This window comes from Asanoa sp. NPDC049475, assembly GCF_040676915.1.
Classification (GTDB): Bacteria; Actinomycetota; Actinomycetes; order Mycobacteriales; family Micromonosporaceae; genus Asanoa.
The window spans coordinates 1-23473 of the sequence record NZ_JBFAPY010000006.1 but is presented as its reverse complement, the minus strand read 5'-3'; the positions used below and the strand labels follow the sequence as shown (position 1 = coordinate 23473).

Below are 23473 nucleotides of genomic sequence, written 5' to 3'. Positions count from 1 at the left end.
CAATTGGCGGGTGCCGGGATATCGCCGTCAGCTCTACCGCGACGACGCGGTGGTTCTGCGTGTGCAGAAGCTGGGCGAGTCCGACCGGATCATCACGCTGCTCAGCCGGCGGCACGGCCGGCTCAGGGCGGTGGCGCGCGGAGTCAGGCGGACCACCTCGCGGTTCGGTGCCCGGCTGGAGCCGTTCGGCCACGTCGACCTCCAGATCGCCGGTGATCCCAATGGCGGCGACGGGCTGCACTCGGTCAGCCAGGTCGAGGCGATCGAGCTCTACGGGAAGCGGTTCCTCGACGACTACCCCCGTTACACGGCGGCCAGTGCGATCGCGGAGACCGCCGAGCGGCTCTCACCTGTCGAGCGGGAGCCGTCGCTGCGGTTGTTCCAGCTCACACTCGGCGCGATCCGGGCGCTGGCCGCCCGCGAGCACGCCGGGACGCTCGTGCTCGACGCGTACCTGCTGCGGGGCATGGGGGTGGCCGGCTGGGCACCGGCCCTGGTCGAGTGTGCGGTTTGTGGCACCAGGGGGCCGCACAAGGCATTCTCCGTACCCGCGGGTGGGGCCGTCTGTCCGGATTGTCGGCCGCCGGGTGCCGCTCATCCGGCTCCCGCCACGCTCGACCTGATGGTCGCCCTCTCGTCCGGCAACTGGCACGTCGCCGACGCGGCCGAGGCCGGGCCGCGGCGCGAGTGCAGCGGGCTGGTCGCCGCGCACCTCCAGTGGCACCTGGAACGCGGGTTACGCTCGCTGCCGCTGGTTGATCGCACAACGGGGGAAGAACAGAAATGATCAGGTCACGCAGTACGCGCCGCGAGGTGCGGCCGCCGACGCCGCACGTGTCGGGCGCCCGGCCGCCGGAGCTCCCCACCGGCGCCCTGCCCAAGCACGTCGCGATCGTGATGGACGGCAACGGCCGCTGGGCCAAGGAGCGCGGCCTGGCCCGCACGGCCGGGCACGAACGCGGCGAGCACTCGCTCTTCGACACGATCGAGGGCGCCATCGAGATCGGGATTCCCTACCTGACCGCGTACGCGTTCTCCACCGAGAACTGGCGCCGGTCGCCCGAAGAGGTCCGCTTCCTGATGGGCTTCAACCGCGACGTCATCCGGCGGCGCCGGGACCAGCTCGTCGACCTCGGCGTGCGGGTCGTCTGGTCCGGCCGGGCCGGGCGGCTGTGGAAGAGCGTGATCTCCGAGCTGCAGACGGCCGAGGAGATGTCCCGCGGCAACACGAAGCTGACGCTCCAGTTCTGCGTCAACTACGGCGGCCAGGCGGAGATCGCCGACGCTGCGGCGGCGATCGCCCGGGACGCGATGGCCGGGAAGATCGACCCCGACCGCATCTCCGAGAAGACGATCCAGCGCTACCTCTACCACCCCGAAGTGCCCGAGGTGGACATGTTCCTGCGGCCGTCGGGGGAGGAGCGCATCTCGAACTTCATGCTCTGGCAGTCCGCGTACGCGGAGCTGGTCTTCCTCGACACCCTCTGGCCGGACTTCGACCGGCGCCACCTGTGGTACGCATGCGAGCTGTTCGCCAAGCGCGACCGCCGCTTCGGTGGGGCGATCCCGAACCCGATCGCGCCGCCGCCCGCGTAATCACCTAGCCAACGCGCGCGGCGGCGGTGTACCGTCGTCGCATGCGTTACTGATGCCCTCAGGGATTTCTGTGTGCCGGTCCGCCCTTCGTCGGCGGTCATCGAGCGCCCGGGGCGTCATGCTTATTTCCTGATCACAGTGCGCCGCCGGGCATCCGTCTGTCTCTTCTCCGTTTTCGGAGGCCTTCGTATGCCTGCATCAGACAAGTTCACCGTCGACATCTCGGAGGTCCCGGACCTCGACCTCGGCGGCAACCGCGCCGCGCGACGCGCCAAGGCGACGCCGCAGCGCGGTCTCGACCGCACCACCACGTCCACAAAGGGCGGTCGTGGAAAGCCGGCAGCGCAACCGAAGCGCTACGCCTTCCGCCGCGCCTAAGGAGCAACTCCGGCCCTGGCCGCGGTTCACAACCGCGGCCAGGGCCGGCGCAGGTCGATGGCGTAGAACACCTTGTCGTAGCGCAGGTGCCCGACCGCCACGAAGTCGACCAGCCGCCCGTACTCGTTGAAGCCGAGCGTGCGATAGAGCGCCAGCGCCCGCTCGTTGTCGCCGCGCGCGTCGAGGGTCAGCACCTCGATGCCGGCCTTGCGGGCACTGGCCACCAGGCCCTCGGTCAGCGCGCGCCCGATCCCGCGTCCCTGGTGCGCCTCGGCCACCGCCACGCGCTCCAGGTCGGCGTGCGGCCGGTGGGTCTGCCGGCTGTAGCGGCGCCAGTAGCCGAGCCCGGCCACCGTGCTGCCGTCATCCAGCCGCGCCGCCAGCGGGTCGAGCCCGGCCGGCTCCGGGACGTCGTCGCCCGACGCGAAGGCGACCAGCAGCGCGGCCTCGCCGCCGGCGGCGCCCTCGACCACTCCGGTCAACAGCTCGCGCACCTCGTCCGGGCCGGGCGGCACGGCCCAACCCAGCGCGGCACCACGCGAGACCATCTGGAAGATCCGATAGACGTGCGGCACCAACGCCTCGACCTCAGCCGCGTCCGTCACTTCCCTCAGCACAACGCTCATCCGCCACCGCCTAAGAAAAACGTGTGCGTGAGACTAGCCCAGAACCGGGCGGAACGTACCTGTAGCGATGCTCACGGTAAGGATGGCCGCTGTGAGCAGCACCGCGCCGAGCAGGAACAGCCAGTCGGCGCGGGTGAAACGTTGCTCCCGGGCGTGCGTACGCGTGATGCCGCTGTCGAATCCCCGCGCGTCCATCGCCGTGGCCAGCCGGGTGCCCCGCCGGATCGCGCCGACCAGCAAGGCGAACACCGTCGACGCGAACAGCCGCGCCGCCGCCACCGGATTGCCGCCGGAGTCGACGCCGCGTGCCCGCCGGGCCATCCGCAGCGCCTGCCACTCCTGGCCGAGCAGCGGCACCAGCCTGAACGCGGCCAGCGTGCCGATCGCGAACCGGGCCGGGGTCTTGGCGTTCTGCACCAGCGCGTCCGCGAGGTCGGTCGGGTCCGTGGTCGTGAACACCATGATGCCGGGCAGCGCGAGCGCCACGAGCCGCAGCGCGAGTCCTAATGCGACGGTCAGCACGCCGGTGGTCACGTCGACGGGACCGACCGCGAAGACCAGGGACCCGTCGCGGTTGGCGCCGAACAGGATCGTGGTCAGCACGACGCCGAACACCGAGAGCAGCACCGGCCACCCGCGGCGCAGCAGGGTGCCGTAGCCGACGCCGAACAGCGGCAGCAGCACCAGCTCGACGGCGATCGCCAACGCCGGCGTCAGCGGGTCGAGGGTGGCCAGCACGCCGACCGCGAACACGGTGGCGGCGACCAGCTTCGCGACCGGGTTGCGCCGGGCCAGCGGCGCCGACGAGCGGACCATCACCGCGGAGAGCGTCATGGCGCCAGCTCCAGCCGCCGGTCCGCCAACGCCTCGACGAACGCCGGGTCGTGGGTGACGGTCAGCACGCCGTGTCCCTGGTCGCGCAGGTCGGCCAGCAGCGCGACCAGCTCGACCCAGGTGCGCCGGTCCTGGCCGAAGGTCGGCTCGTCGAGCACCAGCAGCCGGGGCGCCGACGCCAACGCCGTCGCGACGCTCAGCCGCCGGGCCTCACCACCGGAGAGGGTGTACGGGTTGGCCCGCGCGAGATGGTCGAGGTGCAGCCGGGCCAGCAACTCGTCGACGACCGCGAGCGGCCGACCCAGTCGGCGCGGGCCGACGGCCAGTTCCGCGTGCACGGTCGACGCCACGAACTGGTGCTCGGGGTTCTGGAACACCGAGCCGATCCGGGCGGTCAGGTCGGCGGCCCGCCATCGGTGCGGCGGTCGCGCCGCATCGGAGCCCGCCAGTGCCGCGGACGCCGCCACCCGGCCGGCTCCCGGTTTGAGAAGGCCGCCGAGCATGAGCGCCAGGGTGGACTTGCCGACGCCGTTGGGTCCGAGCACGGCGAGCGCCTCGCCGGTGCGCACCGACAGGTCGGTCGGTGCCAGCCGCGGTGTCAGCGCCACTCCGTCGGCCGTGACCAGCACTTCGCCGGGAGCGCCGGCCGCCCGACGGGGCGGTGGCAGTGGTTGCCCCGGCACCCAGATGCCGTCGGCGGCGAGGGCGGCGCCGTGCTCACCGAACACCTGTGCCGGCGACCCGGAGGCGACCACCCCGCCGCCGGCCGCCAGCACGACGACCCGGTCGACGAACGGGACGACCTCGGCCAGCCGGTGCTCGACCATGATGACCGTGGTCTCCCGTGACACGGCCGCACGCAGCGACGACCGCACGAGCTCCGCGCCGGCCGGGTCCAGGTTGGCGGTGGGCTCGTCGAGCAGGAGCAGATCGGGTCGCAGCGCGAGCACGCCGGCCAGGGCGAGCCGCTGTTGCTCGCCGCCGGACAGCGCGTGGGTGGGCCGGTCCAGCGGGTGGGTGAGGCCGACCGCGCCCAGCGCCTCGGCCACCCGGGGCCAGATGTCCGCGCGAGGGACGCCGCGGTTCTCCAGGCCGAAGGCCACGTCGTCGCCGACCCGCGACATCACCAGCTGGGTCGCCGGGTCCTGGAACACGATGCCGACCCGTTCGCGCGCCTTGCGGGTGTCGAGCCCGTCGATCTCGGCCGTGCCCTCGCGCTCGCCGGAGTCGTCGGCGAGCAGGCCGGCCAGCGCCGCCAGCAGCGTGCTCTTGCCCGCGCCGGACGGCCCCAGCAGCAGCACCCGCTCGCCGCGCTCGATGCTCAGGTCGACCCCGCGCACGGCCCACGCCTTGCGACCCGCGTGCCGCCAGCCGAAGCCGCGCAGTTCGACGGCGCTCACGACGGGTCAGACTGCCGTGCGTTCCCGGCCGGCCGGGAAGCGGTCGAGCACACCGGTGTTGACCAGCGCGCGCGTCAGCGCCCAGCCGCCGACGCCGGCGATCACCAGCGAGCTGGCCGCGGTGAGCGCGAGGTAGGGGACACCGAAGCTGGCCCACGAGTTGCCCGGGTACCAGTAGAGGACGTCGTAGAGCGCGGCCACCAGTCCCGCGACGGCGCCGGCCAGCGCGGCCACCGGCAACCGGTAGACGCGGTACGCGAACAGGGCGAAGACGAGCTCCGCGCCGAGCCCTTCGAGCGGTCCCTGGAGCACCAGCGTCCAGCCCCAGGTCGTGCCGAAGGCGACCGAGACCAGCGCGGCGACCGTCTCGGTGAACAGCGCCGCGCCCGGCTTGCGGATCACCAGCGCGCCGAGCACGGCGGGCAGCAGCCAGACGCCGTAGAGCAGCGTGCGCGCGGGCAGGGGGATCGCGTCGGCGGGTCCGTTGTAGAGCAGGCCCCAGGCCCAGAAGACGACGCCGAACGCGACACCCAGGACCGCTGCGACGACGATGTCGACCGTACGCCAACGATTGTTGCTCATAATGCTTGCCTCCCGAGCTCCCTGCGCTGGCATTACCCAGATCAGGTTCGAGGGTCTGCGGATGACTCCGCACTCTCAGCGCTGCGCGCTCCCCTGTCGGACGTGAAGTTGTTCCACCACGTTAACACCGGTGTCGGCAGGTACGCTCGCGCGCATGCGGATCGAGACACGCGGGCTGGCCTTCGACGTCACGGAGGGTGGCCCGCCCGGTGGGCCGCCGGTGATCCTGCTGCACGGCTTCCCGACGAACCGGCACAGCTGGGCCGGCGTGACCTCTGTCCTCAACGAGGCGGGACTGCGCACTTTCGCGGTCGACCAGCGCGGCTACTCGCCCGGCGCGCGGCCGAGCGGGGTCGACGCCTACCGGCAGGCCGAGTGCGTGGCCGACGCGGTCGCGTTCGTCGACGAGCTGGCCGGTGGGCGCGCCGACGTGGTCGGCCACGACTTCGGCGCGCTGGTCGGTTGGCAGCTCGCCGCGACCCACCCGGAGCGGGTCCGGTCGCTGACGGCGGTCTGCGTGCCCCACCCGGCCGCGTTCGCGCAGGCCCTGTTCAGCGATCCCGACCAGCAACGCCGGTCGTCGTACATCCAGCTGTTCCTCATGGTCGGCAAGGCCGAGGCGGTGCTGACCAGCGACGACGGCGCCCGGCTGCGGGCGATGCTCGACGGCGTGAGCGATGCGGCGCCGCTGCTCGAACCGGGCGCGCTCACGCCGGCCCTCAACTGGTACCGGGCACTGTCGATCGAGGAGCTGGCGAAGGTCGGCCCGGTGGACCGGCCGACCACGTTCGTGTGGGGTGACCGCGACTCGGCCGTCGGGCTGGTCGCGGCGAGCGCGGCCGGCGAGCACGTGACCGGCGACTACCGCTTCCTGCCGCTGCCCGGCGTCGACCACTGGGTCCCCGAGCGGCAGCCCGACGTGCTCGCGCAGGCGGTCCTCGCCCGGATCGCGGACGCGTCGTGAGCAACCACCCCGCGGAGGCCGCCGAACGCCTGCCGCACACCCGCGAGTCGCTCGCCGCCGATCTGGCCGCGCTCGGTGTCCGGCCCGGCTCGACGCTGCTCGTCCACGCGTCGCTCAAGCCGGTCGGCTACGTGGCCGGCGGCCCGCACGCGCTGGTGCTGGCGCTGCGCGACGCGATCGGTCCGGACGGGACGCTGGTCGTGCCCACGCACACCCCCGACAACTCCGACCCGGCCGGCTGGCAGAACCCGCCCGTACCCGAGGACTGGTGGCCCGTGATCCGGGGGCACATGCCGGGCTTCGACCCGCAGGTGACGCCGAGCCGCTGGATGGGCGCGGTCGCGGAGGTGGTCCGCACCTGGCCGGGTGCACAGCGCAGCGACCACCCGCAGGTCTCGTTCGCGGCGCTGGGCCGGTTGGCGGCCGAGGTGGTCTACGGCCAGCCACGCGCGGGCATGCTCGGTGCCGACTCGCCCCTGGGCAAGATCTACGGCCTCGACGGCGACGTCCTGCTGCTCGGCGTCGGGCACGACTCCAACACGTCCCTGCACCTGGCCGAGTACCGGCAGGCGGACCCGCCGACGGCCCACCTGGGAGCAGCGGTGCAGACCGCGGACGGCGGCCGCGAGTGGGTCTGGTGGGACGACGTCGACCTGGACGAGAGCGACTTCGAGCTGCTGGGCGCCGACTTCGACGCGACCGGAGCGGTCCGCACGGGCCGCATCGGCGGCGCCCTGGCGCGCCTGATGTCCCAACGCGCGGCGGTCGACTTCGCGGAACGCTGGATGTCCGAAAACCGCAAGTAGCTGATCAAGTCTCGCGTTTCAGCGAAGTGCCGGGCGGGAATTGACCGCGGACCGGCGCCCCCAGCGACGACCATGGAAGGGCTAGCCGGCTTCCGTCACGGCCGGACAAAGGAGCCCGCATGGCCCAGGAGCACCGCAAGGAGACCCCGAAGCAGCGGTGGGACCGCAACTTCGCCGATCTTCTGCAGGAGTTGCGGGTCGCGCAGACGGGCGTCCAGATCCTGTTCGCGTTCCTGTTGACCTTGCCGTTCAGCAGCGGGTTCCCGGAGACCACCGAGTTCCAGCGCGACATCTACCTCGTCGCGCTGCTGGCCGCGGCCGCCGCGACCGCGATGATCATCGCTCCGGTGGCGTTCCACCGGGCGCTGTTCCGGCAGGGGCGCAAGCCCGAGTTGGTCCGGTTCGGCCACAAGATGGCCACCGGCGGCCTGTTCTTCATGCTCGTCTCGATGTCCGCCGCGGTCCTGCTGATCACCGACTTCATCCTCTCGCGCGGCATCGCCATCGGGCTCAGCGCGGTGACCGCCTTCTTCTTCCTCACGTTCTGGGCGATCCTGCCGTGGTCGCGGCGGGACTGGGGAGAGGCGGACGAGACCGAGGAAGAGATCGAAGAGCGTCGCGAGAACCCCGAGGAATAGCAGAAGCCTACCGGCGGGTAACAAAGCGGGGTACCGTCAGAACCAGCACAGCCAAGCCCGGACAAAAGGGGGAAGCCGTGACGACTACGCAGAACAGGCCGCCGGAGGCCGGCGGCGCCGACGGTGCCGGTGCTCTGCCGCAGGAGGCCGGCACGGTTTCCTACCAGGAGTCCCGCGAGGTCGCCGAGGCGTCCCGCGAGACCAACTGGACCAAGCCCAGCTTCGGCAAGGAGCTCTTCCTGGGCCGGCTGCGGCTCGACCTGATCGACCCGTGGCCTCAGCCCGACCCGATGCGCTCCGCCAAGGGCGAAGAGTTCGTCAAGAAGCTCAACGCCTACATCCGCAGCGATGTCGACGGTGCCCTCATCGAGCGTGAGGACCGGATCCCGGACGACGTGTTCCACGGCCTGGCCCGGCTCGGCGCGTTCGGCATGAAGATCGACGAGAAGTACGGCGGCCTCGGGCTGACCAACCTCGACTACGCGCGCAGCCTGATGCTGGCCGGCTCGGCCAGCCCGGCGATCGGCGCGCTGCTCTCCGCACACCAGTCGATCGGCGTGCCGCAGCCGCTCAAGCTGTTCGGCACCGCCGAGCAGAAGCGGCGCTACCTGCCCCGCCTGGCCGGCGGCGAGGTGTCGGCGTTCCTGCTCACCGAGCCCGACGTCGGCTCCGACCCGGCCCGCCTCGGCACGATCGCCGAGCCGGTCGAGGGCGGCTACCGGCTCAACGGCGTCAAGCTCTGGGCCACCAACGGCACCATCGCCACGCTCCTCGTGGTGATGGCCCGGGTGCCCAAGTCCGAGGGCCGGCGCGGCGGCATCACCGCGTTCGTCGTCGAGGGCGACTCGCCGGGCATCACGATCGAGCGCCGCAACAGCTTCGTCGGCCTGCGCGGTCTCGAAAACAGCGTGACCCGCTTCCACGACGTGTTCGTGCCGACCGACCAGATGATCGGCGGCGAGGGGCGCGGCCTGAAGATCGCGCTGACCACGCTCAACACCGGCCGGCTGTCGCTGCCCGCGATGTGCGTCGGCGCCGGCAAGTGGTGCCTCAGCGTCGCCCGGCAGTGGTCCGCGGAGCGGGTGCAGTGGGGCCGGCCCGTCGGCGACCACGAAGCCATCGCGCAGAAGCTGTCCTTCATGGCCGCGACCACGTACGGCATGGAGACCATGCTCAACCTGTGCTGCATGCTGGCCGACGACGACCGCAACGACATCCGCATCGAGGCGGCGCTGGTCAAGCTCTACGCGAGCGAGATGGCGTGGAAGATCGCCGACGAGCTCGTGCAGATCCGGGGCGGTCGTGGCTACGAGACGGCGGACTCGATGGCGGCCCGCGGCGAGCGCGCGGTCGCGACCGAGCAGATCCTCCGCGACCTGCGGATCAACCGGATCTTCGAGGGCTCGACCGAGATCATGCACCTGCTGATCGCCCGTGAGGCGGTCGACGCGCACCTCTCGGTCGCCGGCGACATCATCGACCCCAAGGCCGACCTGGGCCGCAAGGCGAAGGCCGGTGCCCGGGCGACCGCGTTCTACGCCAAGTGGCTGCCGGGTCTGGCGGTCGGCAAGGGGCAGAACCCGTCGGCCTTCAATGACGAGTACGGCCCGCTGGCCCAGCACCTGCGGTACGTCGAGCGGGCGGCCCGCAAGATGGCCCGGTCGACCTTCTACGGCATGTCCCGCTGGCAGGCGCGGATGGAGGACCGCGAGGTCTTCCTCGGCCGGATCGTCGACATCGGCGCGGAGCTGTTCGCGATGGCGGCGGTCTGCGTGCGGGCCACCTCGGAGCGGGAGACCCGGCCGGAGGGCATGGAACTGGCCGACCTGTTCTGCCGGCAGGCCAAGGTACGCGCCGACGCGCTGTTCACCGCACTCTGGGACAACACGGACGCGGTGGATGTGAAGGCGGCCAAGCGGATCCTCGACGGGCGCTACACCTGGCTCGAGGACGGCGTCGTGCACCCCGAGGGCGACCTGCCCTGGGTGGCGACCTGGAAGCCGGGTCCGTCGACGGCGGAAGACGTGCGGCGGCGAATTCCACCTATGTGACGCGGCGGCGGCCCGGGCTCAGGCCCGGGCCGCTTCGCTATTTTCCGTCCCCGCCGACACCCACCTCTTGAGGCTTGGGCCTCTCCGGCGGCCTGCGGCGGCGCCGCAACCACTGGATCAGCTCGGCCACCCCGGCCAGGGCCAGGGCGATACCGAAGCCGAGTGCGAGCCCCTGGATCGGGTGGTCCTCGAAGGCCGATCCGCCGACAAAGCCCAACAGCGTGGTGTACGCCGCCCAGGAGAAGCAGGCGAGCGCGTCGAACGCGGTGAACCGCCGGCGTGGGTACCTGATCGCACCGCAGGTCAGCGTGATCGCGGTCCGGCCTCCGGGAATGTAGCGGGCGATCACCAGCGCGACGCCACCGTGCGCGAAGAGAAGCTCGCGTACCCGCTCGAAGGTCCTGGCCCGGCGGGTGCCCTCGGGTATCCGGTTGATCACGCTCTCGCCGCCGGCGCGGCCGATGAAGTACGAGATGTGGTCGCCGACCATGGCACCCGCAGCGCCGGTCAGGATGATCAATAGGACGTTGGGCTCACCACTGGCCGCGAAGACCCCAGCGGTGATCAGCGTGGCCTCACTGGGCACGATCGGGAGAAACGCGTCGAGAGCCGCCAACGCGAAAACGACGCCGTAAACCCACGGCGACGTGATGAACGGGTCCAGGAAGTCTAGAAAGCCATCCATGGCGTGAAGATCGCGTTGACAGTGATCTTCAAAGCCTAGCCGGGGTATCGCCGTTCACCCAGTCGCGCCGATCATCGTTGTCGCAGGCCAAGCGACTTGAGCTCGAGCGCCGCCAGGGCATCCACTGTGGAGTCGTCGGAGCGGCGCCAGGACTCGGCCACGTCCGGGCCCAGCTTGGCCAGCTTGCTCAGCGGTTGGGTGGCCAGGGCGCGCAGGGCCAGCAGGTCCCGGCCCGCCGCCGACTTGCGGACGCGCGACGCCGCGCTGGCCCGGCGGACCCAGCGGACCCGCAACGGCAGCCAGAACAGCAGCACGAACAGGATCGGCAGCACGGCGGTGATCACCGCCAGTGCCAGCGCCAGGTCGCCGACCACGTCCTGCTGGGACTGGCCCGCCTCGGCGACCGAGCGGGCCGCTCCCGCCGCCTTCTCGAACGGCGTCGTGAGCTCGTCGCCGACCAGCGGCACCCGGCCCACCTTGCTGCTCGCCTCGGCCAGGTTCGCGGCCAGCGCGCTGCCGGCGCCTTCGAGCTTCTGGCCGGGTACGCCCAGCTTCTGGACCTGGTCCTGCAACCACAGGGCGCCGCGGATCCAGAAGTAGACCCACGCGATCACGAACAGGTCGGTGACGACCTGGAGGAGGAACCGGGGAAAGCGGTCGGCGTAAATCTTCACGCCCACAGGGTCCCGCACCGGCGGCCCCGCCGCACTAGTCAGCTCCGGCAGCAGCCCTGGCAGGTTCCGAAGATCTCGAGCGTGTGGCTCACGTCGGTGAAGCCGTGCTTCTCGGCCACCCGGTCCGCCCAGTTCTCGACCGCCGGACCCTCGACCTCCACGGTCGAGCCGCAGGACCGGCAGACCAGGTGGTGGTGGTGCCCCTGGCTGCACCGGCGGTAGAGGTGCTCGCCGCCGGGCGGGCGCATCACGTCGATCTCACCGGCGTCGGCCAGGCTCTGCAGGGTGCGGTAGACGGTGGTCAGCCCGACCCGCTCACCCCGGTCGCGGAGCATCGAGTGCAGCTCCTGGGCGCTGTGGAAGCCCTCGACGGACCCGAGCAGCGAGCTGACCGCCCGCCGCTGGTGCGTGTTCCGCAGCGTGCCCGCCTCGCTCATGATGCCTCCCGGGCGTGGCTGACGGCGTCGGCCACGATGTGCGCGATGTGCTCGTCGACAAGGGAGTACGCGATCTCCCGGCCCCGCCGGTTGCCGCGTACGAGGCCGGCGCCGCGCAGCACCCGCAGATGCTGGGACACCAGGGGCTGCGGCGCGCGCAGCGACTCGACCAGCTCGTGCACGCAGCGTTCGCCGCCGCCGAGCTCCGTGACGATGGCGACCCGGATCGGCGCCGCCAGGGCGCGCAGGAGCTCTCCCGCGCGCTCGTACGACTCGTACCCGTTGCCCTCCGTCATACCGGAACCGTAGCTCAGCGCCGATTGAGGACAACCTCGTGTGGCTCCGGGTCGGGTATGGCGACGGAGCGGCTCGCGCGCAGGGCCGTGCGTCTGCGGACCGCCCGCAGCACCGCCAGGGACACGGCGACGACCAGGAAGCCGGCGATCGCGAGCACTACGATGGTCGCGCCGAGCGCCGTGTCGATCTCCCAGGCCAGCCAGACCCCGGAGCCGGCGGCGGCCACCCCCAGCACCATCGCGAGGCCCATCGTGGCCAGGAAGCCGCGGGCCACCTGTTGCGCGGTCGCCACCGGCACGACCATCAGCGCGCTGACCAGCAGCAGGCCGACCGCGCGCATGGAGATCGTCACGGTGACCGCCGTCATGACCGCGACCAGCAGGTTGAGCGCGCGCACCGGCAGGCCGGAGACCCGCGCGTACTCCTCGTCGTGGCTGGCCGCGAACAGCGCCGGCCGCAGGCCGATGGCCAGCCCGAGCACGACGGCGCCGAGCACCAGGATCAGCACCAGGTCGGAGCGCGAGGTGGTGGCCAGGGATCCGAAGAGGTACGTCATCAGGTTGGCGTTGCTGCGGCTCCCGGACAGGCCGACCAGCATGACGCCGCCGGCGATGCCGCCGTAGAAGAGCAGGGCGAGGGCCAGGTCGCCGGACGTGCGGCCGCGTTCGCGTATCAGCTCGATGGCGACCGCGCCGACCGCCGAGACGATCACCGCTGTCCAGACCGGCGAGGTGTTGAGCAGCAGGCCGACGCCGACACCGGTCAGCGCGACGTGGCCGACCCCGTCGCCGATGAGCGACATCCGCCGCTGTACGAGGTAGATGCCGAGCGCGGGCGCGGTCAGGCCGATCACGACGGCGCCGACCAACGCCCGGATCATGAACTCGTTCGCGAAAATACTCATGCTCCCCACATCCCCGGTGCCTCGTCGGGCGCGTGCGGGTGCACGTGGTCGTGGCCCGGGTCGGCGTGGTGGCCGGCCGGCGCCGGCACGGAGCCCTCGTGCGCGATCTCGCCGTGGTGCACCACGACGCAGCGGGTGATCAACGGTTGCAGCGGGCCGAGCTCGTGCGCGACCAGCAGCACCGTGCCGCCGCCGGCCACGAACTCCTCCAGCGCTCCGGCGAAGGCGGCCTGGCTGGCCGCGTCGACGCCGGCCGTCGGCTCGTCGAGGACCAGCAGCTCGGGGCGGCCCGCGAGGGCGCGGGCGATCAGGGTGCGCTGCTGCTGGCCACCGGAGAGGCTGCTGACCGGATCACCGGCGCGGTCGGCCAGCCCGACGGCGTGCAGCGCGGTCGCCACGGCGGCCCGGTCGGCGGCACCCGGTGGGCGGAAGATCCCCCGGCGGGCGACCAGGCCTGAGCCGACCACCTCGGCGACGGTCGCCGGGACGCCGGAACCCGCTCCGATGCGCTGCGGCACGTACCCGATGCGTTGCCATTGCTTGAAGCGCTTGTCGCCGAACAGGGTGATCGCGCCGGCGCTCAGCGGCACCAGCCGCAGGATCGACCGCACCAGCGTGGACTTGCCGGAGCCGTTGGCGCCGAGGATCGCGACGACGTCGCCGCGCTGGACGCTCAGCGAGACGCCGCGCAGGACGATCTTGTCGTCGTACCCGACGATCGCGTTGCTGACCTCGACGACGGGAGCGTTCATGAGCAGTCCAGGGCGGTGCGGATGGCGGTCAGGTTCGTGCGCATGATCGAAAAGTAGTCGCCGGTCGCGCCGGGCCGCAGGCCCTCGATCGGGTCGAGGACCGCGGTCCGGGCGCCGACCTCGGCCGCGATCGTGTCGGCGACCTTGGGGCTGACCAGCGTCTCGAAGAAGATCGTCGTGGCGCCGTGCTCGCGCGCCTCGGCGGCGACGGAGGCCAGCCGCTGCGGTGCCGGCTCGGTGTCCGGTGTCACCCCGGTCAGCCCCACCTGCTCCAGGTGGTAGCGGTCGGCGAGGTAGCCGAACGCGGCGTGGCTGGTCACGAGCTCGCGCCGCTGGCAGGTGGCCAGACCGGTCGCGTACTCCTGGTCGAGCCCGGTCAACTCGGTGCGCAACCGGGAAGCGTTGGCGGTGTAGTCCGCCGCGTGCTCCGGATCTTGAGCTGCCAACCGGTCGGCGACCTGCTGGCCGATCATGGCGAGCCGGATCGGGTCGAGCCAGATGTGCGGGTCGGTGCTGCTCTCGCCCTCGTGCGCGGGCTCTTCCTCACCCTCGTGGGTGTGGTCGCTCTCACCGGCCTGGAGCAGCGGCACCGCGGTGCTCACGTCGAACGCCCGGTCGCCGCCGACCTGCTCGACCGCGTCGTCCATCGCCGGCTGGAAGCCCTTGAGGTAGACGATCACCTCGGCGTCGGAGACCCGGCCCACCTGGCGGGCGCTGAGCTCGAGGTCGTGCGGTTCGGCGCCCGGTTTGGCCAGGTTGGTCACCGTGACGTGCCCGCCGCCGACCTCCTCCGAGACGAACTGGAGGGGGTAGAAGGCGGCAACCACGTCGACCTTGCCGGGCGCGGCCGCCGACTCGTTGGTGCAGGCCGCCAGGCCGATCGCGGCGAAGGCGGCGAGACCGGCGAAAACCGCGGCGAGGGTACGGCGGCGACGCATGCCTCAACTGTCGCCGACAATGAAATTGATTGTCAAAAACGCATGAGTCGTGGCGGGTGACGGTCCTTGTCGGCCCTAGAGGATCTTGAAGATCGCGATGCCGATGAGGGCGGTGAGCAGCACGAGGCGCACGACGCGCGTCTGCGGCGCCTGGATCGGCCAGGTCAGCCGGGCGAGTGCGATCATGCCGGCGGCCAGGACCAGCAGCACCAGGCCGCCGATGATGCCCGGCAGCAGCAGGCCGGCCAGGATCAGCGCCAGGGCGAGGAGGAACGCCCGCGTCGGGTTGACCCGGGCCAGCCGCTCCGGCAGGGCGCGCTGCGTAGGCTGCATGCCGACACTCTACGAGGAGGTTCGTCCGTGCTGGTCGTCAACCGGTTCGTGGTGGCCGAGGAGGCCGCCGACGGGTTCACCGAGCGGGCCCACGCCGCCCTGGAGGCACTGGCCGCGCGGCCCGGCTACCGGTCCGGGCAGCTGGTCCGCGGCCTCGACGACCCGACCGCCTGGTGCCTGGTCACCGACTGGGAGTCGGTGGGCACGTACCGGCGCGCGCTGGGCGGGTTCGACGTCAAGGTGCACGCGACGCCGCTGCTGGCCGAATCGCTCGACGAGCCGTCGGCGTTCGAGCCGCTGGCGAGCGCGGAGCCCGGCGGCTTTGTGGTGGTCCGGGCCAGCGACCGGTCGGTAGGGCCCGGCCGGTGAGCCTGGTCCCATTACGCTGGCTGACATGAACCCGACGCCCGGCCCGCCGGAGATCCCACCCGGCCCGCCGTCGGGCTACTTCACGCCGCCGCCGGACTCGCCGGCGCCGGCGCCCGTGGCTCCTCCGGTCGGGCCGCCGCTGCCGCCGCAGGGTCCGGGCGTCGCGCCCCCGTTCGCCGCACCGCCGACCGAGGGCCGCACCAAGCGGATGTGGCTCGGGCTCGGCGCGGCCGGGGCGTTCGCGCTGCTCTGCTGCGGCGGTGGGGTCGCCTCGTTCGCCGGGCTGACCGTCTTCGGGGTTCGGGCGATCGAGGAGCAGGCCCGCGTGGTGGTCACCGACTACGTCGAGGCGCTCCAGCACGCCGAGTACGGCGAGGCGTACGCCCTGCTGTGCGACTCCCGGCAGCTCGCCCAGTCGCCGAGCGACTTCGCTGCCACCGAGTCGATGGAGCCGCGGATCGACCGGTTCCAGGTGCGGTCCGTCAAGACCGGCACCACCGACGGCATCATCGTGCCGGTCGAGGTCACGTACACGACCGGGGCGTCGTCGACGCTGAGCTTCACCATGGCGCAGGACCGGGGGACGGGCGGTTTAGAGGTCTGCGGCGTCACCGACTAATCTCGGTGCGTTGTCTGTCCCTTTTGCAAGCCCTCAGCCGGCCGCCAGCCGGCGTAGGAGGAAACCATGCCAGCCGATCGCATCGACGCCATCGTCAGCCTCGCCAAGCGCCGGGGCTTCGTCTTCCCCTCGAGCGAGATCTATGGGGGCACCCGGTCGGCGTGGGACTACGGTCCGCTCGGCGTGGAGCTCAAGGAGAACGTCCGCCGGCAGTGGTGGAAGACCATGGTGCAGGAGCGCGACGACATCGTCGGCCTCGACTCCGCGGTGGTCCTGGCCCGTGACGTATGGGTGGCCTCCGGCCACATCGGTGAGTTCGTCGACCCGCTGACCGAGTGCCAGTCGTGCCACAAGCGGTTCCGGGCCGACCACCTCGAAGAGGCGTTCGAGGCCAAGCACGACCGCCCGCCGACCGGCCTGTCGGAGATCAACTGCCCGAACTGCGGCGTCAAGGGCGCGTTCACCGAGCCGCGCATGTTCAACGGGCTGATGAAGACCTACCTCGGCCCGGTGGAGAACGAAGAGGGCATGCACTACCTGCGGCCCGAGACCGCGCAGGGCATCTTCGTCAACTACAACAACGTCGCGACGGCCGCCCGCAAGAAGCCGCCGTTCGGTGTCGCCCAGGTCGGCAAGTCGTTCCGCAACGAGATCACGCCGGGCAACTTCATCTTCCGTACGCGCGAGTTCGAGCAGATGGAGATGGAGTTCTTCGTCGAGCCGGGCTCGGACGAGAAGTGGCACGAGTACTGGCTGCAGGAGCGCTGGAACTGGTACCGCGACCTGGGCCTGTCCGAGGCCAACATGCGCTTCTACGAGCACCCGAAAGAGAAGTTGTCGCACTACTCGAAGCGCACGGTCGACATCGAGTACCGCTTCCGCTTCGGCGGCACGGAGTTCGCGGAGCTCGAGGGCATCGCCAACCGCACCGACTTCGACCTGACCACCCACTCCAAGCACTCGGGCGTCGACCTGTCCTACTTCGACCCCGAGAAGAAGGAGCGCTGGGTCCCGTACGTGATCGAGCCGGCCGCCGGCCTCACCCGCGCGGTGTTGGCCTTCCTGCTCGAGGCGTACGACGAGGACGAGGCCCCGAACACCAAGGGCGGCGTCGACAAGCGCACGGTGCTGCGCTTCGACAAGCGCCTGGCGCCGGTCAAGGTCGCTGTGTTGCCGCTGTCGCGCAACCCGGAGCTGTCGCCGAAGGCCAAGGACCTGGCGGCCCGCCTGCGCAAGCGCTGGGTGGTCGAGTTCGACGACTCGCAGGCGATCGGTCGCCGCTACCGGCGCCAGGACGAGATCGGCACGCCCTACTGCGTGACGGTCGACTTCGACACGCTCACGGACGACGCGGTCACGATCCGGGACCGCGACACGATGACCCAGGAGCGGGTGTCCCTGGAGGCGATCGAGCGCTACCTGCTGGACCGGCTCTAGGCTCCCACTCGGGCTTCGACCGGTTCCGGGGTGACGTCTAGCGGAAGGTCGCGCAGCCCGCGGATCGGGGTCGACAGGTAGATGATCGGCGACAGCACCGTGAGCGCCCCGAAGACCAGCAGAGTGGTGCGGGCACCGAGCGGCCCGGCCAGGACGCCGGCGAGCAGGCTGCCGAGCGGGATGGCGCCCCACGAGACGAACTTGACCGTGGCGATCACCCGCGACAGAAGCTCTGGCGGGCTGGCCAGCATCCGGTAGGTGCGGGTGGTCACGCTGAGCACCACTGTGGAGCCGGCGAAGACGAGGTTGCCGGCGGCGAAGCACAGATAGGCGGCGGTGCCGGTCCCGAGCGGGATGACCAGCGCGCCGGCCACGCCGACGAAGGCGGCGACGATCAGGCCGCGCGCGGTGCCGACCCGATCGGTGAATCTTGTCGTCAATGCGGCGCCGACGAGCGTGCCGAGCCCGTCGGCGGCGAGCAGGAGTCCGACCAGGAGCGGCGTCGCGTGCAGGTCGCGCACCAGGTAGAACGGGAACAGGGCCAGCATCGCGCCGCACACGAAGTTCGTCGCGGTGGCATCCCACATGGCCGGCCCCATGATCGGGTGCCGAAGCACGAAGTGCCAGCCCTCGCGGATCATCGCGACCATCGGTGGTCGCTCGGCGGGCCGCCGCACCCGCCGGGCCGGAAGGGTCCCCAGCAGCACGGCGGAGATCAGATAGCTGACGGCGTCCACCAACAGCGTCGGCACCGCGCCGAGCAGTTGCACCGCGAGTCCGCCCAGGGACGGCCCGCCCAGCTGGGTCGCCGCGTGCGTTCCCGAGTTGAGGCTGTTGCGCGCCTGGAGCTGCGCGGCCGGCACGATCTCGGGCAGGAAGGTCTGGTTCGCCACGTCGAACAACACGTTGGCGAAGCTCACGACCAGCGCGACCAGGACCAGCTGGGCCACCGTCAGGGAGTCGAGCCACCAGGCCAGGGGGACGGACGCGATGGCGACGGCCCGGACCAGATCCAGGGCGACCTGCATGCCGCGTAGCGGCACCCGCTGCACGATCACCCCGGCGGGCAGGCTGATCAGCAGGTACGCGAGGTAGCCGGCGGCCGTGATCAGACCCATTTCGAACGCCGAGGCGTCGAGTACGGCCAGGGCGGTCAGCGGGAGAGCGATGCCGCCGACCGCCGAGCCGACGTGACTGGTCGTCCCGGCCGTCCACCAGCGCCAGAAGGCAGTCAGTCTCATAATGAAACTGACTCTAGTGGTGCCGCCGACGACGTCTCAAGGGGACAGCCGGAACGATGTGGAACGGCGCGACCGGACGGTGACTCTCAGGGCGTGCGGTCCGTGGCGGCGGCCGCCCGCTCCCACTGGCGCGGGGCGCTGACCTTTGCCCAGCTGTTGCCGAACGTCATCCGCCGAAGCGGCGTCGCCAGGTCGCAGAGACGGAACCACCCGCGGCTCAGGAACAGGTCGAGCGGACTGCTCGCCAGCCCCTGCCGCAGGGTCTCCATGGCCAGGTCGACCGCCTGGAAGCCGTATTCGCGCATGTCGGCCTCGTAGTCACCGAGGGCCTTGAGCAAGGGCAACCGGCCTTGGGCGACCTGCGACAGTTGCCGCGTGAGGAGGGCGGCGTCGCGCAGGGCGGTGTTCGCGCCGTTGCCGCCGGTCGGCGGCATGCTGTGCACCGCGTCGCCGAGGACGGTGACCCGGGAAGGCGTCCATGGCGCGGGGCGGTCGGACGCCCGGAAGGGGAACGCGCTCACGTGCTCCGGTGGGCAACGGTCGACAAGCCGGCGCAGTGCCGGGTGCCAGTCGGCGGTCAGGCCGGCGATGTGGGCTTTGAGGAGGGTGCTGTCGAGGCGTTCCGGATGTGCCGGGAACTGGTCGTCGCGGGCGACGAAGGCACACAGCAGGTAGTCGTCCCCGGCTGGCTGTTGACGTGCGAACGCCGAGGTGAACAGGAAGTACGGTGCGGCTGCCATGATGAGGTTCATTCCCTGGCCGAGCCGGGCCGGCAGCCACGCCCGGGTGTCGTCGTCGAGCGGCAGCTTGAGTCCGACGCCGACGGCGTGAGCGTCGCGGCGGGTGGCGGCGGGTAGGTATTGCGCGCGCAGGCGCGAGTTGCTCCCGTCCGCGCCGACGAGGACGTCGCCCGTCGCCGAGGTGTCGTCGGCGAAGTGGGCCGTCGGGCGGCCGTCGGCGTCGACCTCGTAACGCTCGAAGGTCATGCCATAGTGGACAGTGTCGCCGAGCCCGTCGAGGAGGATGCCGCGCAACGTGTGACGGTCGACGGGGTAGGAGCGCTCGGCGGGATCGGGAACACGCGGATACATGATCGCGTCCTCGACGAGCACCAGCTCGCGAAGGTCGCTGCCGAGGAAGCCGAATCCGCCACCGGGCCGGCCCGCGGTGTCCAGGAACGCCTGCCATTGCCGGTCGGGCAGGCAGGCCCGCAACGACCGGCTGCCGGCCGGGTTGATCGCCAGCCGGTAGCGGTCCACGCGGTCGTCGCGATGCGCGTCGCGCTCGTAGACCGCGACCTCGATCCCGTGTCGCCGCAGCCCGTGCGCGAGCGCGAGACCGCCGATGCCGCCACCGATGACGACTACGTCGATCATTCTGGCGCTCCCTGCGAGTAGAGGTCGCACAGCTGCTTGACGACCACCCCGGCCGTGTCGGGACGGAGTCGAACGCCCTTCAGGCTGGCGATCACCAGCTCCACACTGGCGTGGACGTCGAGGTCCACCGACCAGGTCCCTTGCTCGGCGCCTTCTTCGAACAGCGCCACGAGCGCGGCCCGCCAGCCCTGCTCGTCATCTTTGATGGTGGCCGCCATCGTCGCGTCGCGGCGGGCGCGCAGGTCGAGCTCGTCGAGCACGATGAACAGGTCAGGCCGTTCCACGATCGCCGTGGCGATCGCTCCCAGGTGATGGCGCAGTCGCTCGGCGGGTTCCAGGTCGGATCGCATGGATCCCTCGAGTTGGCTGGTCACGTGCTCGAGCACGGCGGCGATCACGTCCTCCTTGGTCCGGAAGTAATGGTGCAGCGTGGAGTGGTCGATGCCGGCGGCGGCGGCGATCGGTCGCAACCGGAAGCCCTCGAAGCCTTCGTCGGCGATCGCCGCGAACGCCGCGCTGATGAGCGCTTGTCGACGATCGACCGGGTCAGCCATTCCGCGCACCTCACCTCTCAACCAACTGGTTGGTTGACAGTAGCACCCCTTGAGTGGCCCGTGCGATCTGTTAGCGTCAGCCGGTGCCCGCTCCGCTCCGCACGGACATCGATCCTGCTGAGCTCGGCAGGCGACTGCGCGAGGTGCGCCGCCGTCGCGGTCTCACCCTGGACGCCCTGGCCGCCAGCTGTGCTGTCAGTCGCAGCATGCTGTCGCAAGTGGAGCGGGGCAGCCGCGTACCCACCGTTCTCGTCCTCGATCGCATCGCAACCGGTCTGGGAACCAGCATCGCGCGACTGCTTCGCAACGAGAGCGAGGCGGGCGTGGTCGTCGTGCGCCGGGACGAGCAGAGCGTCGTCCGTGACGGCCCGCGGTGGGAGCGGCGGGTGCTGAGCCCGGTGCTTCCCGGCGTGGAGTTCGAGTTCATGCGAACGACGATCGGCCCGCACGTCGATGCCGGGCTGTTCCTGCCGCATGGCCCGGGATCCCGGGAGTATCTCGCCGTCGAGTCAGGCACCTTGCGGTTGTCGCTCGACGGGGACCAGGTGGAGCTGTGCTCGGGCGACAGCATCTACTACGCCGGGGACTGTCACCACGGCTTCGCCAACCTTGCCGGGGAACCGTGTGTCTACTACCTCGTCATGAACCTCGCGGACGCGGAACAGCACGCCTGAGGCCGCCGCGGCCGACCGGATTCCACTATAGTGGAATGCGTGGATGCGACTCATCCTCCGGCCGGCGCCGACGAACCTGCTCCGGAAGCGTTCGGTGTGCGGGTCGCCATGATCATCGAACGGTATCTGGCCGACCTGCCGAGCCGGCCCGTTTTCACGCCGTATCCCGCTAATCTCGCCGCGGCGCTCGCCGCCGAGCCGGTGCCGGCGGCGGGATCCGATGTCGACGCCGTGTTCGCGGAGTTCCTGGAGAAGGTGGCGCCATATCCGTTCGGCAACGGGCATCCCCGCTTCGCCGCATGGGTCAACTCTCCGCCGCATCCGCTCGGGATCGCCGCCGAAGCGCTGGCAGCCACGATGAACCCGAGCGTGGCCGGCGGCAACCACGCCGCCGTTCACGTCGAACACCAGGTGGTGCGCTGGTTCGCCGAACTGGCCGGCTTCGGCGGCCCGCCGGACGGTGTCGGCCTGCTCGTCAGCGGCGGATCCGCGGCGACGCTGACCGCCTTCGCCGCGGCCCGGCACCGGGCGGCGGCCCGCGCCGGCATCGACGTGCGGACCCAGGGCCTGCAGGGTCACGGCCGGCGTTTTCTGCTCTACGTGGGCGAGGAGGGCCACGGCTGTGCCCGCAAGGCGGCCGAGCTGCTCGGGATCGGTTCGGCGCAGGTCCGCACGATCGGCTCCGACGAGGCCCACCGGATGCGGCCGGACCTGCTGCGGGCCCACCTCGAGCGGGACCGCGCCGAGGGCGGGCTGCCTGTCGCGGTGATGGCGAGCGCCGGCACGACAGGCACCGGTGCTGTCGACCCGATCGGTGCGATCGCCGATGCCTGCGCCGAGCAGGACGTGTGGCTGCACGTCGACGGCGCGTACGGAGGACCGGCTGTCCTGCTGCTCGAGCGGTACGCGTACGAGCGCGCCGCGATAGCGCGCGCCGACAGCCTCGCCCTCGACCCGCACAAGTGGCTCTACACGCCGGTCGACGCCGGTTTGCTGCTGTTGCGGGACCAGCAGGGGGCGCGGGACACCTTCAGCCTGGTCCCGCCGTATCTGCGCACCGACGAGGACCCGGACGGCGTCGGTGGCCCCGTGTGGTTCAGTGAGTACGGATTCGACCAAACCCGTCCATTTCGCGCGCTCAAGTTGTGGTTCCTCCTCAAGCACCTCGGCACCCAGGGGTATCGCGCTCGGATCGCTCGTGACGTCGCGGTCGCGGCCAGGCTCGCGTCCACGGTGGACGCCGCCCCCGACCTGGAGCTGCTCGCGCACGGCTTGAGCGTCGTGTGCTTCCGTTGCCGCCCGGCCGGGCATCCGACCGAGGCGCTCGACGACCTCAACCGCGCGGTGTTGCGAGCGGTTCAGCTGGGCGGCCGGGCCTTCTTCGCCGGCACCACGCTCGACGGGGTGTTCGCGCTGCGCGCGTGCGTGGTGAACTTCGGCACCACCGCGTCGGATGTCGACGCGATGGTCGCCGAGGTCCGGGCGACCCTGGCCCGGCACACATGAGCCGCCCGGCCCACTTCTTCGATCTCGGTGGCACCCTGCTCGCGCTCGACGACCACGGTGAGATCGACTACGACGAGGCCGGCCGGGTCACCGTCCTGCCCGGCGTACCGGAGAAACTCGCCACCCTGGCCGGCTCTCCCGTCTTCGTCGTGACCAACCAGTCCGGGATCGCGGAGGGCACGCTGAGCGCCGCACGGTTCGACGACTTCTGCGAGCAACTGCGGGCCGCCGTTCCGGGCGTGATCACCGCGGTGGCCGTGTGCGCCCACGCACGGGACGCCGGGTGCCCCTGCCGCAAACCGCGTCCCGGGCTGATCCGTCGACTGGCCGCCGCCCACGACCTGGACCTGTCGTCGTCGGTGCTGGTCGGTGACTCCGAAACCGACCGGCGGCTGGCCCGCGCCGCCGCGATCGGCACCTTTCGCTGGGCGGACCGCACCTTCGCCTGACCGGAGTCCACGGTGGACCGTGGCAGGTTTCCCTGGTGCACCTTGGGGGGTACCAGGGGCGCCATGTCTGTTCAAGCGGTCCTATATGTACTCGCGGTCATCCTCATCGCCGTCGGCGCCCTGCCCGTGCGGCCACGGGGACTCTCCCTGCCCCTGCTGGGCGCGGCCTGCGCGGTGCTCGCGTACGCCTGGCCGGTGGTCACCGGCTGACCGGCCCGCGACGATGTGTCGCGGGCCGGCCGGCCGACCCGGGTCTACGCGCGGGTCCAGCGTTGGTTGCTGCCGTTGTGGCAGGTCCAGACGATGACGGGGGTGCCGTTGGCGGTGGCGGCTCCGTTGACGTCGAGGCAGAG

At 71.3% G+C, this 23473-nt stretch carries 30 protein-coding genes and 1 riboswitch; of the genes, 14 read left to right on the top strand and 16 right to left on the bottom strand.

Features of this window, described 5'->3' with window-relative positions; translation table 11 throughout:
* The first annotated feature begins 10 nt into the window (after nt 1-10).
* The 3 genes from recO (at nt 11) to AB0J88_RS24145 (ending at nt 1974) form a co-directional block, all read left to right on the top strand.
* Nucleotides 11-787 (top strand): DNA repair protein RecO, encoded by a 777-nt coding sequence (recO, locus tag AB0J88_RS24155; protein WP_364358006.1) that lies wholly within the window; start codon nt 11-13, stop codon nt 785-787.
* Nucleotides 784-1596, top strand: a complete 813-nt coding sequence (locus AB0J88_RS24150; protein ID WP_364358003.1) for an isoprenyl transferase — start codon at nt 784-786, stop codon at nt 1594-1596. Before recO ends, AB0J88_RS24150 begins: the two co-directional genes overlap by 4 nt.
* A gap of 189 nt (nt 1597-1785) precedes the next feature.
* Nucleotides 1786-1974, top strand: coding sequence for a hypothetical protein (locus AB0J88_RS24145; protein ID WP_364358000.1), 189 nt, complete (start codon nt 1786-1788; stop codon nt 1972-1974).
* Nucleotides 1975-2000: 26 nt separating this feature from the next.
* Here AB0J88_RS24145 and AB0J88_RS24140 read toward each other — a convergent pair whose 3' ends face one another.
* The 4 genes from AB0J88_RS24140 to AB0J88_RS24125 are packed head-to-tail and all read right to left on the bottom strand — an operon-like array spanning nt 2001 to nt 5416.
* Nucleotides 2001-2600: an N-acetyltransferase gene (locus AB0J88_RS24140; protein ID WP_364357997.1), complete on the bottom strand. Its 600-nt coding sequence runs from the start codon at nt 2598-2600 to the stop codon at nt 2001-2003.
* Between the two features lie 33 nt (nt 2601-2633).
* A complete protein-coding gene (locus tag AB0J88_RS24135; RefSeq protein ID WP_364357995.1) occupies nt 2634-3434 on the bottom strand; it encodes an energy-coupling factor transporter transmembrane component T in 801 nt (266 codons plus the stop codon).
* Entirely contained in the window at nt 3431-4834 is a 1404-nt protein-coding gene (locus AB0J88_RS24130) for an ABC transporter ATP-binding protein (protein ID WP_364357992.1), read from the bottom strand. The genes AB0J88_RS24135 and AB0J88_RS24130 overlap by 4 nt, the downstream gene beginning before the upstream one ends.
* A gap of 6 nt (nt 4835-4840) precedes the next feature.
* Nucleotides 4841-5416, bottom strand: a complete 576-nt coding sequence (locus AB0J88_RS24125; RefSeq protein WP_364357989.1) for an ECF transporter S component — start codon at nt 5414-5416, stop codon at nt 4841-4843.
* Nucleotides 5417-5521: riboswitch (TPP riboswitch) on the bottom strand.
* A gap of 49 nt (nt 5522-5570) precedes the next feature.
* On the opposite strand from AB0J88_RS24125, the gene AB0J88_RS24120 reads away from it, so the two are divergent.
* The 4 genes from AB0J88_RS24120 to AB0J88_RS24105 all read left to right on the top strand — a co-directional run bounded on the left by AB0J88_RS24120 (nt 5571) and on the right by AB0J88_RS24105 (nt 9875).
* Nucleotides 5571-6380, top strand: a complete 810-nt coding sequence (locus tag AB0J88_RS24120) for an alpha/beta hydrolase (RefSeq protein WP_364357986.1) — start codon at nt 5571-5573, stop codon at nt 6378-6380.
* A complete protein-coding gene (locus tag AB0J88_RS24115) occupies nt 6377-7186 on the top strand; it encodes an AAC(3) family N-acetyltransferase (RefSeq protein WP_364357983.1) in 810 nt (269 codons plus the stop codon). The genes AB0J88_RS24120 and AB0J88_RS24115 overlap by 4 nt, the downstream gene beginning before the upstream one ends.
* A gap of 119 nt (nt 7187-7305) precedes the next feature.
* On the top strand, nt 7306-7824 hold the full coding sequence (locus AB0J88_RS24110; protein ID WP_364357980.1) for a DUF6328 family protein: 519 nt from the start codon (nt 7306-7308) through the stop codon (nt 7822-7824).
* Between the two features lie 134 nt (nt 7825-7958).
* A complete protein-coding gene (locus AB0J88_RS24105; protein ID WP_364358407.1) occupies nt 7959-9875 on the top strand; it encodes an acyl-CoA dehydrogenase family protein in 1917 nt (638 codons plus the stop codon).
* Nucleotides 9876-9912: 37 nt separating this feature from the next.
* Here the strand turns inward: AB0J88_RS24105 and AB0J88_RS24100 are convergent, their stop codons facing one another.
* From AB0J88_RS24100 to AB0J88_RS24065, 8 genes are all read right to left on the bottom strand, one after another.
* On the bottom strand, nt 9913-10560 hold the full coding sequence (locus AB0J88_RS24100) for a DedA family protein (RefSeq protein ID WP_364357977.1): 648 nt from the start codon (nt 10558-10560) through the stop codon (nt 9913-9915).
* A 71-nt stretch (nt 10561-10631) separates the two neighbouring features.
* On the bottom strand, nt 10632-11234 hold the full coding sequence (locus AB0J88_RS24095) for a hypothetical protein (protein WP_364357974.1): 603 nt from the start codon (nt 11232-11234) through the stop codon (nt 10632-10634).
* A gap of 38 nt (nt 11235-11272) precedes the next feature.
* Nucleotides 11273-11671, bottom strand: coding sequence for a transcriptional repressor (locus tag AB0J88_RS24090; RefSeq protein WP_364357971.1), 399 nt, complete (start codon nt 11669-11671; stop codon nt 11273-11275).
* Entirely contained in the window at nt 11668-11967 is a 300-nt protein-coding gene (locus AB0J88_RS24085; RefSeq protein ID WP_089249188.1) for a metalloregulator ArsR/SmtB family transcription factor, read from the bottom strand. Before AB0J88_RS24085 ends, AB0J88_RS24090 begins: the two co-directional genes overlap by 4 nt.
* A gap of 14 nt (nt 11968-11981) precedes the next feature.
* Nucleotides 11982-12872, bottom strand: a complete 891-nt coding sequence (locus tag AB0J88_RS24080) for a metal ABC transporter permease (RefSeq protein WP_364357968.1) — start codon at nt 12870-12872, stop codon at nt 11982-11984.
* On the bottom strand, nt 12869-13624 hold the full coding sequence (locus tag AB0J88_RS24075; protein WP_364357965.1) for an ATP-binding cassette domain-containing protein: 756 nt from the start codon (nt 13622-13624) through the stop codon (nt 12869-12871). The genes AB0J88_RS24080 and AB0J88_RS24075 overlap by 4 nt, the downstream gene beginning before the upstream one ends.
* Complete coding sequence (locus AB0J88_RS24070) at nt 13621-14562, bottom strand: metal ABC transporter substrate-binding protein (protein ID WP_364357962.1); 942 nt, start codon at nt 14560-14562, stop codon at nt 13621-13623. Before AB0J88_RS24070 ends, AB0J88_RS24075 begins: the two co-directional genes overlap by 4 nt.
* Nucleotides 14563-14637: 75 nt before the next feature.
* Nucleotides 14638-14895 (bottom strand): DUF6703 family protein, encoded by a 258-nt coding sequence (locus AB0J88_RS24065; RefSeq protein ID WP_364357959.1) that lies wholly within the window; start codon nt 14893-14895, stop codon nt 14638-14640.
* Between the two features lie 27 nt (nt 14896-14922).
* Here AB0J88_RS24065 and AB0J88_RS24060 point away from each other — a divergent pair, with 27 nt between their 5' ends.
* The 3 genes from AB0J88_RS24060 to AB0J88_RS24050 all read left to right on the top strand — a co-directional run bounded on the left by AB0J88_RS24060 (nt 14923) and on the right by AB0J88_RS24050 (nt 17320).
* A complete protein-coding gene (locus tag AB0J88_RS24060) occupies nt 14923-15264 on the top strand; it encodes an antibiotic biosynthesis monooxygenase (RefSeq protein ID WP_364357956.1) in 342 nt (113 codons plus the stop codon).
* 25 nt (nt 15265-15289) lie between these two features.
* Nucleotides 15290-15883 carry a hypothetical protein gene (locus tag AB0J88_RS24055; protein WP_364357953.1) on the top strand — a complete coding sequence of 198 codons (594 nt, stop codon included), beginning with the start codon at nt 15290-15292 and terminating at the stop codon, nt 15881-15883.
* A gap of 66 nt (nt 15884-15949) precedes the next feature.
* Nucleotides 15950-17320: a glycine--tRNA ligase gene (locus AB0J88_RS24050; RefSeq protein WP_364357950.1), complete on the top strand. Its 1371-nt coding sequence runs from the start codon at nt 15950-15952 to the stop codon at nt 17318-17320.
* On the opposite strand, the gene AB0J88_RS24045 is transcribed toward AB0J88_RS24050, so the two are convergent.
* The 3 genes from AB0J88_RS24045 to AB0J88_RS24035 form a co-directional block, all read right to left on the bottom strand.
* Nucleotides 17317-18561: an MFS transporter gene (locus AB0J88_RS24045; RefSeq protein WP_364357947.1), complete on the bottom strand. Its 1245-nt coding sequence runs from the start codon at nt 18559-18561 to the stop codon at nt 17317-17319. The two genes, AB0J88_RS24050 and AB0J88_RS24045, sit on opposite strands and share 4 nt — an antisense overlap.
* An 86-nt stretch (nt 18562-18647) precedes the next feature.
* On the bottom strand, nt 18648-19937 hold the full coding sequence (locus AB0J88_RS24040; protein ID WP_364357944.1) for an NAD(P)/FAD-dependent oxidoreductase: 1290 nt from the start codon (nt 19935-19937) through the stop codon (nt 18648-18650).
* Nucleotides 19934-20491: a TetR/AcrR family transcriptional regulator gene (locus AB0J88_RS24035; protein ID WP_364357941.1), complete on the bottom strand. Its 558-nt coding sequence runs from the start codon at nt 20489-20491 to the stop codon at nt 19934-19936. Before AB0J88_RS24035 ends, AB0J88_RS24040 begins: the two co-directional genes overlap by 4 nt.
* A gap of 83 nt (nt 20492-20574) precedes the next feature.
* On the opposite strand from AB0J88_RS24035, the gene AB0J88_RS24030 reads away from it, so the two are divergent.
* From AB0J88_RS24030 to AB0J88_RS24015, 4 genes are all read left to right on the top strand, one after another.
* Nucleotides 20575-21165, top strand: coding sequence for an XRE family transcriptional regulator (locus AB0J88_RS24030; protein WP_364357938.1), 591 nt, complete (start codon nt 20575-20577; stop codon nt 21163-21165).
* Nucleotides 21166-21204: 39 nt separating this feature from the next.
* Entirely contained in the window at nt 21205-22671 is a 1467-nt protein-coding gene (locus AB0J88_RS24025) for a pyridoxal-dependent decarboxylase (RefSeq protein WP_364357936.1), read from the top strand.
* Nucleotides 22668-23120, top strand: a complete 453-nt coding sequence (locus tag AB0J88_RS24020; protein WP_364357933.1) for an HAD-IIIA family hydrolase — start codon at nt 22668-22670, stop codon at nt 23118-23120. Before AB0J88_RS24025 ends, AB0J88_RS24020 begins: the two co-directional genes overlap by 4 nt.
* A 63-nt stretch (nt 23121-23183) precedes the next feature.
* Complete coding sequence (locus tag AB0J88_RS24015; RefSeq protein ID WP_364357930.1) at nt 23184-23330, top strand: hypothetical protein; 147 nt, start codon at nt 23184-23186, stop codon at nt 23328-23330.
* A gap of 44 nt (nt 23331-23374) precedes the next feature.
* Here AB0J88_RS24015 and AB0J88_RS24010 read toward each other — a convergent pair.
* Nucleotides 23375-23473: ricin-type beta-trefoil lectin domain protein (locus AB0J88_RS24010; protein WP_364358404.1), on the bottom strand; the 99-nt coding region annotated here is incomplete at its 5' end.

Excerpts from the sequence above, each read along its gene's own strand:
- AB0J88_RS24100 (WP_364357977.1), bottom strand. The coding sequence starts at position 10,560 with ATGGATGGCTTTCTAGACTTCCTGGACCCGTTCATCACGTCGCCGTGG.
- AB0J88_RS24015 (WP_364357930.1), top strand. The coding sequence starts at position 23,184 with ATGTCTGTTCAAGCGGTCCTATATGTACTCGCGGTCATCCTCATCGCC.
- AB0J88_RS24110 (WP_364357980.1), top strand. The coding sequence starts at position 7,306 with ATGGCCCAGGAGCACCGCAAGGAGACCCCGAAGCAGCGGTGGGACCGC.
- AB0J88_RS24055 (WP_364357953.1), top strand. The coding sequence starts at position 15,290 with ATGAACCCGACGCCCGGCCCGCCGGAGATCCCACCCGGCCCGCCGTCG.
- AB0J88_RS24125 (WP_364357989.1), bottom strand. The coding sequence starts at position 5,416 with ATGAGCAACAATCGTTGGCGTACGGTCGACATCGTCGTCGCAGCGGTC.
- AB0J88_RS24065 (WP_364357959.1), bottom strand. The coding sequence starts at position 14,895 with ATGCAGCCTACGCAGCGCGCCCTGCCGGAGCGGCTGGCCCGGGTCAAC.
- AB0J88_RS24120 (WP_364357986.1), top strand. The coding sequence starts at position 5,571 with ATGCGGATCGAGACACGCGGGCTGGCCTTCGACGTCACGGAGGGTGGC.
- AB0J88_RS24085 (WP_089249188.1), bottom strand. The coding sequence starts at position 11,967 with ATGACGGAGGGCAACGGGTACGAGTCGTACGAGCGCGCGGGAGAGCTC.
- AB0J88_RS24035 (WP_364357941.1), bottom strand. The coding sequence starts at position 20,491 with ATGGCTGACCCGGTCGATCGTCGACAAGCGCTCATCAGCGCGGCGTTC.
- AB0J88_RS24045 (WP_364357947.1), bottom strand. The coding sequence starts at position 18,561 with ATGAGACTGACTGCCTTCTGGCGCTGGTGGACGGCCGGGACGACCAGT.
- AB0J88_RS24040 (WP_364357944.1), bottom strand. The coding sequence starts at position 19,937 with ATGATCGACGTAGTCGTCATCGGTGGCGGCATCGGCGGTCTCGCGCTC.
- AB0J88_RS24150 (WP_364358003.1), top strand. The coding sequence starts at position 784 with ATGATCAGGTCACGCAGTACGCGCCGCGAGGTGCGGCCGCCGACGCCG.
- AB0J88_RS24145 (WP_364358000.1), top strand. The coding sequence starts at position 1,786 with ATGCCTGCATCAGACAAGTTCACCGTCGACATCTCGGAGGTCCCGGAC.
- AB0J88_RS24140 (WP_364357997.1), bottom strand. The coding sequence starts at position 2,600 with ATGAGCGTTGTGCTGAGGGAAGTGACGGACGCGGCTGAGGTCGAGGCG.
- AB0J88_RS24070 (WP_364357962.1), bottom strand. The coding sequence starts at position 14,562 with ATGCGTCGCCGCCGTACCCTCGCCGCGGTTTTCGCCGGTCTCGCCGCC.
- AB0J88_RS24135 (WP_364357995.1), bottom strand. The coding sequence starts at position 3,434 with ATGACGCTCTCCGCGGTGATGGTCCGCTCGTCGGCGCCGCTGGCCCGG.
- AB0J88_RS24080 (WP_364357968.1), bottom strand. The coding sequence starts at position 12,872 with ATGAGTATTTTCGCGAACGAGTTCATGATCCGGGCGTTGGTCGGCGCC.
- AB0J88_RS24020 (WP_364357933.1), top strand. The coding sequence starts at position 22,668 with ATGAGCCGCCCGGCCCACTTCTTCGATCTCGGTGGCACCCTGCTCGCG.
- AB0J88_RS24075 (WP_364357965.1), bottom strand. The coding sequence starts at position 13,624 with ATGAACGCTCCCGTCGTCGAGGTCAGCAACGCGATCGTCGGGTACGAC.
- AB0J88_RS24050 (WP_364357950.1), top strand. The coding sequence starts at position 15,950 with ATGCCAGCCGATCGCATCGACGCCATCGTCAGCCTCGCCAAGCGCCGG.
- AB0J88_RS24090 (WP_364357971.1), bottom strand. The coding sequence starts at position 11,671 with ATGAGCGAGGCGGGCACGCTGCGGAACACGCACCAGCGGCGGGCGGTC.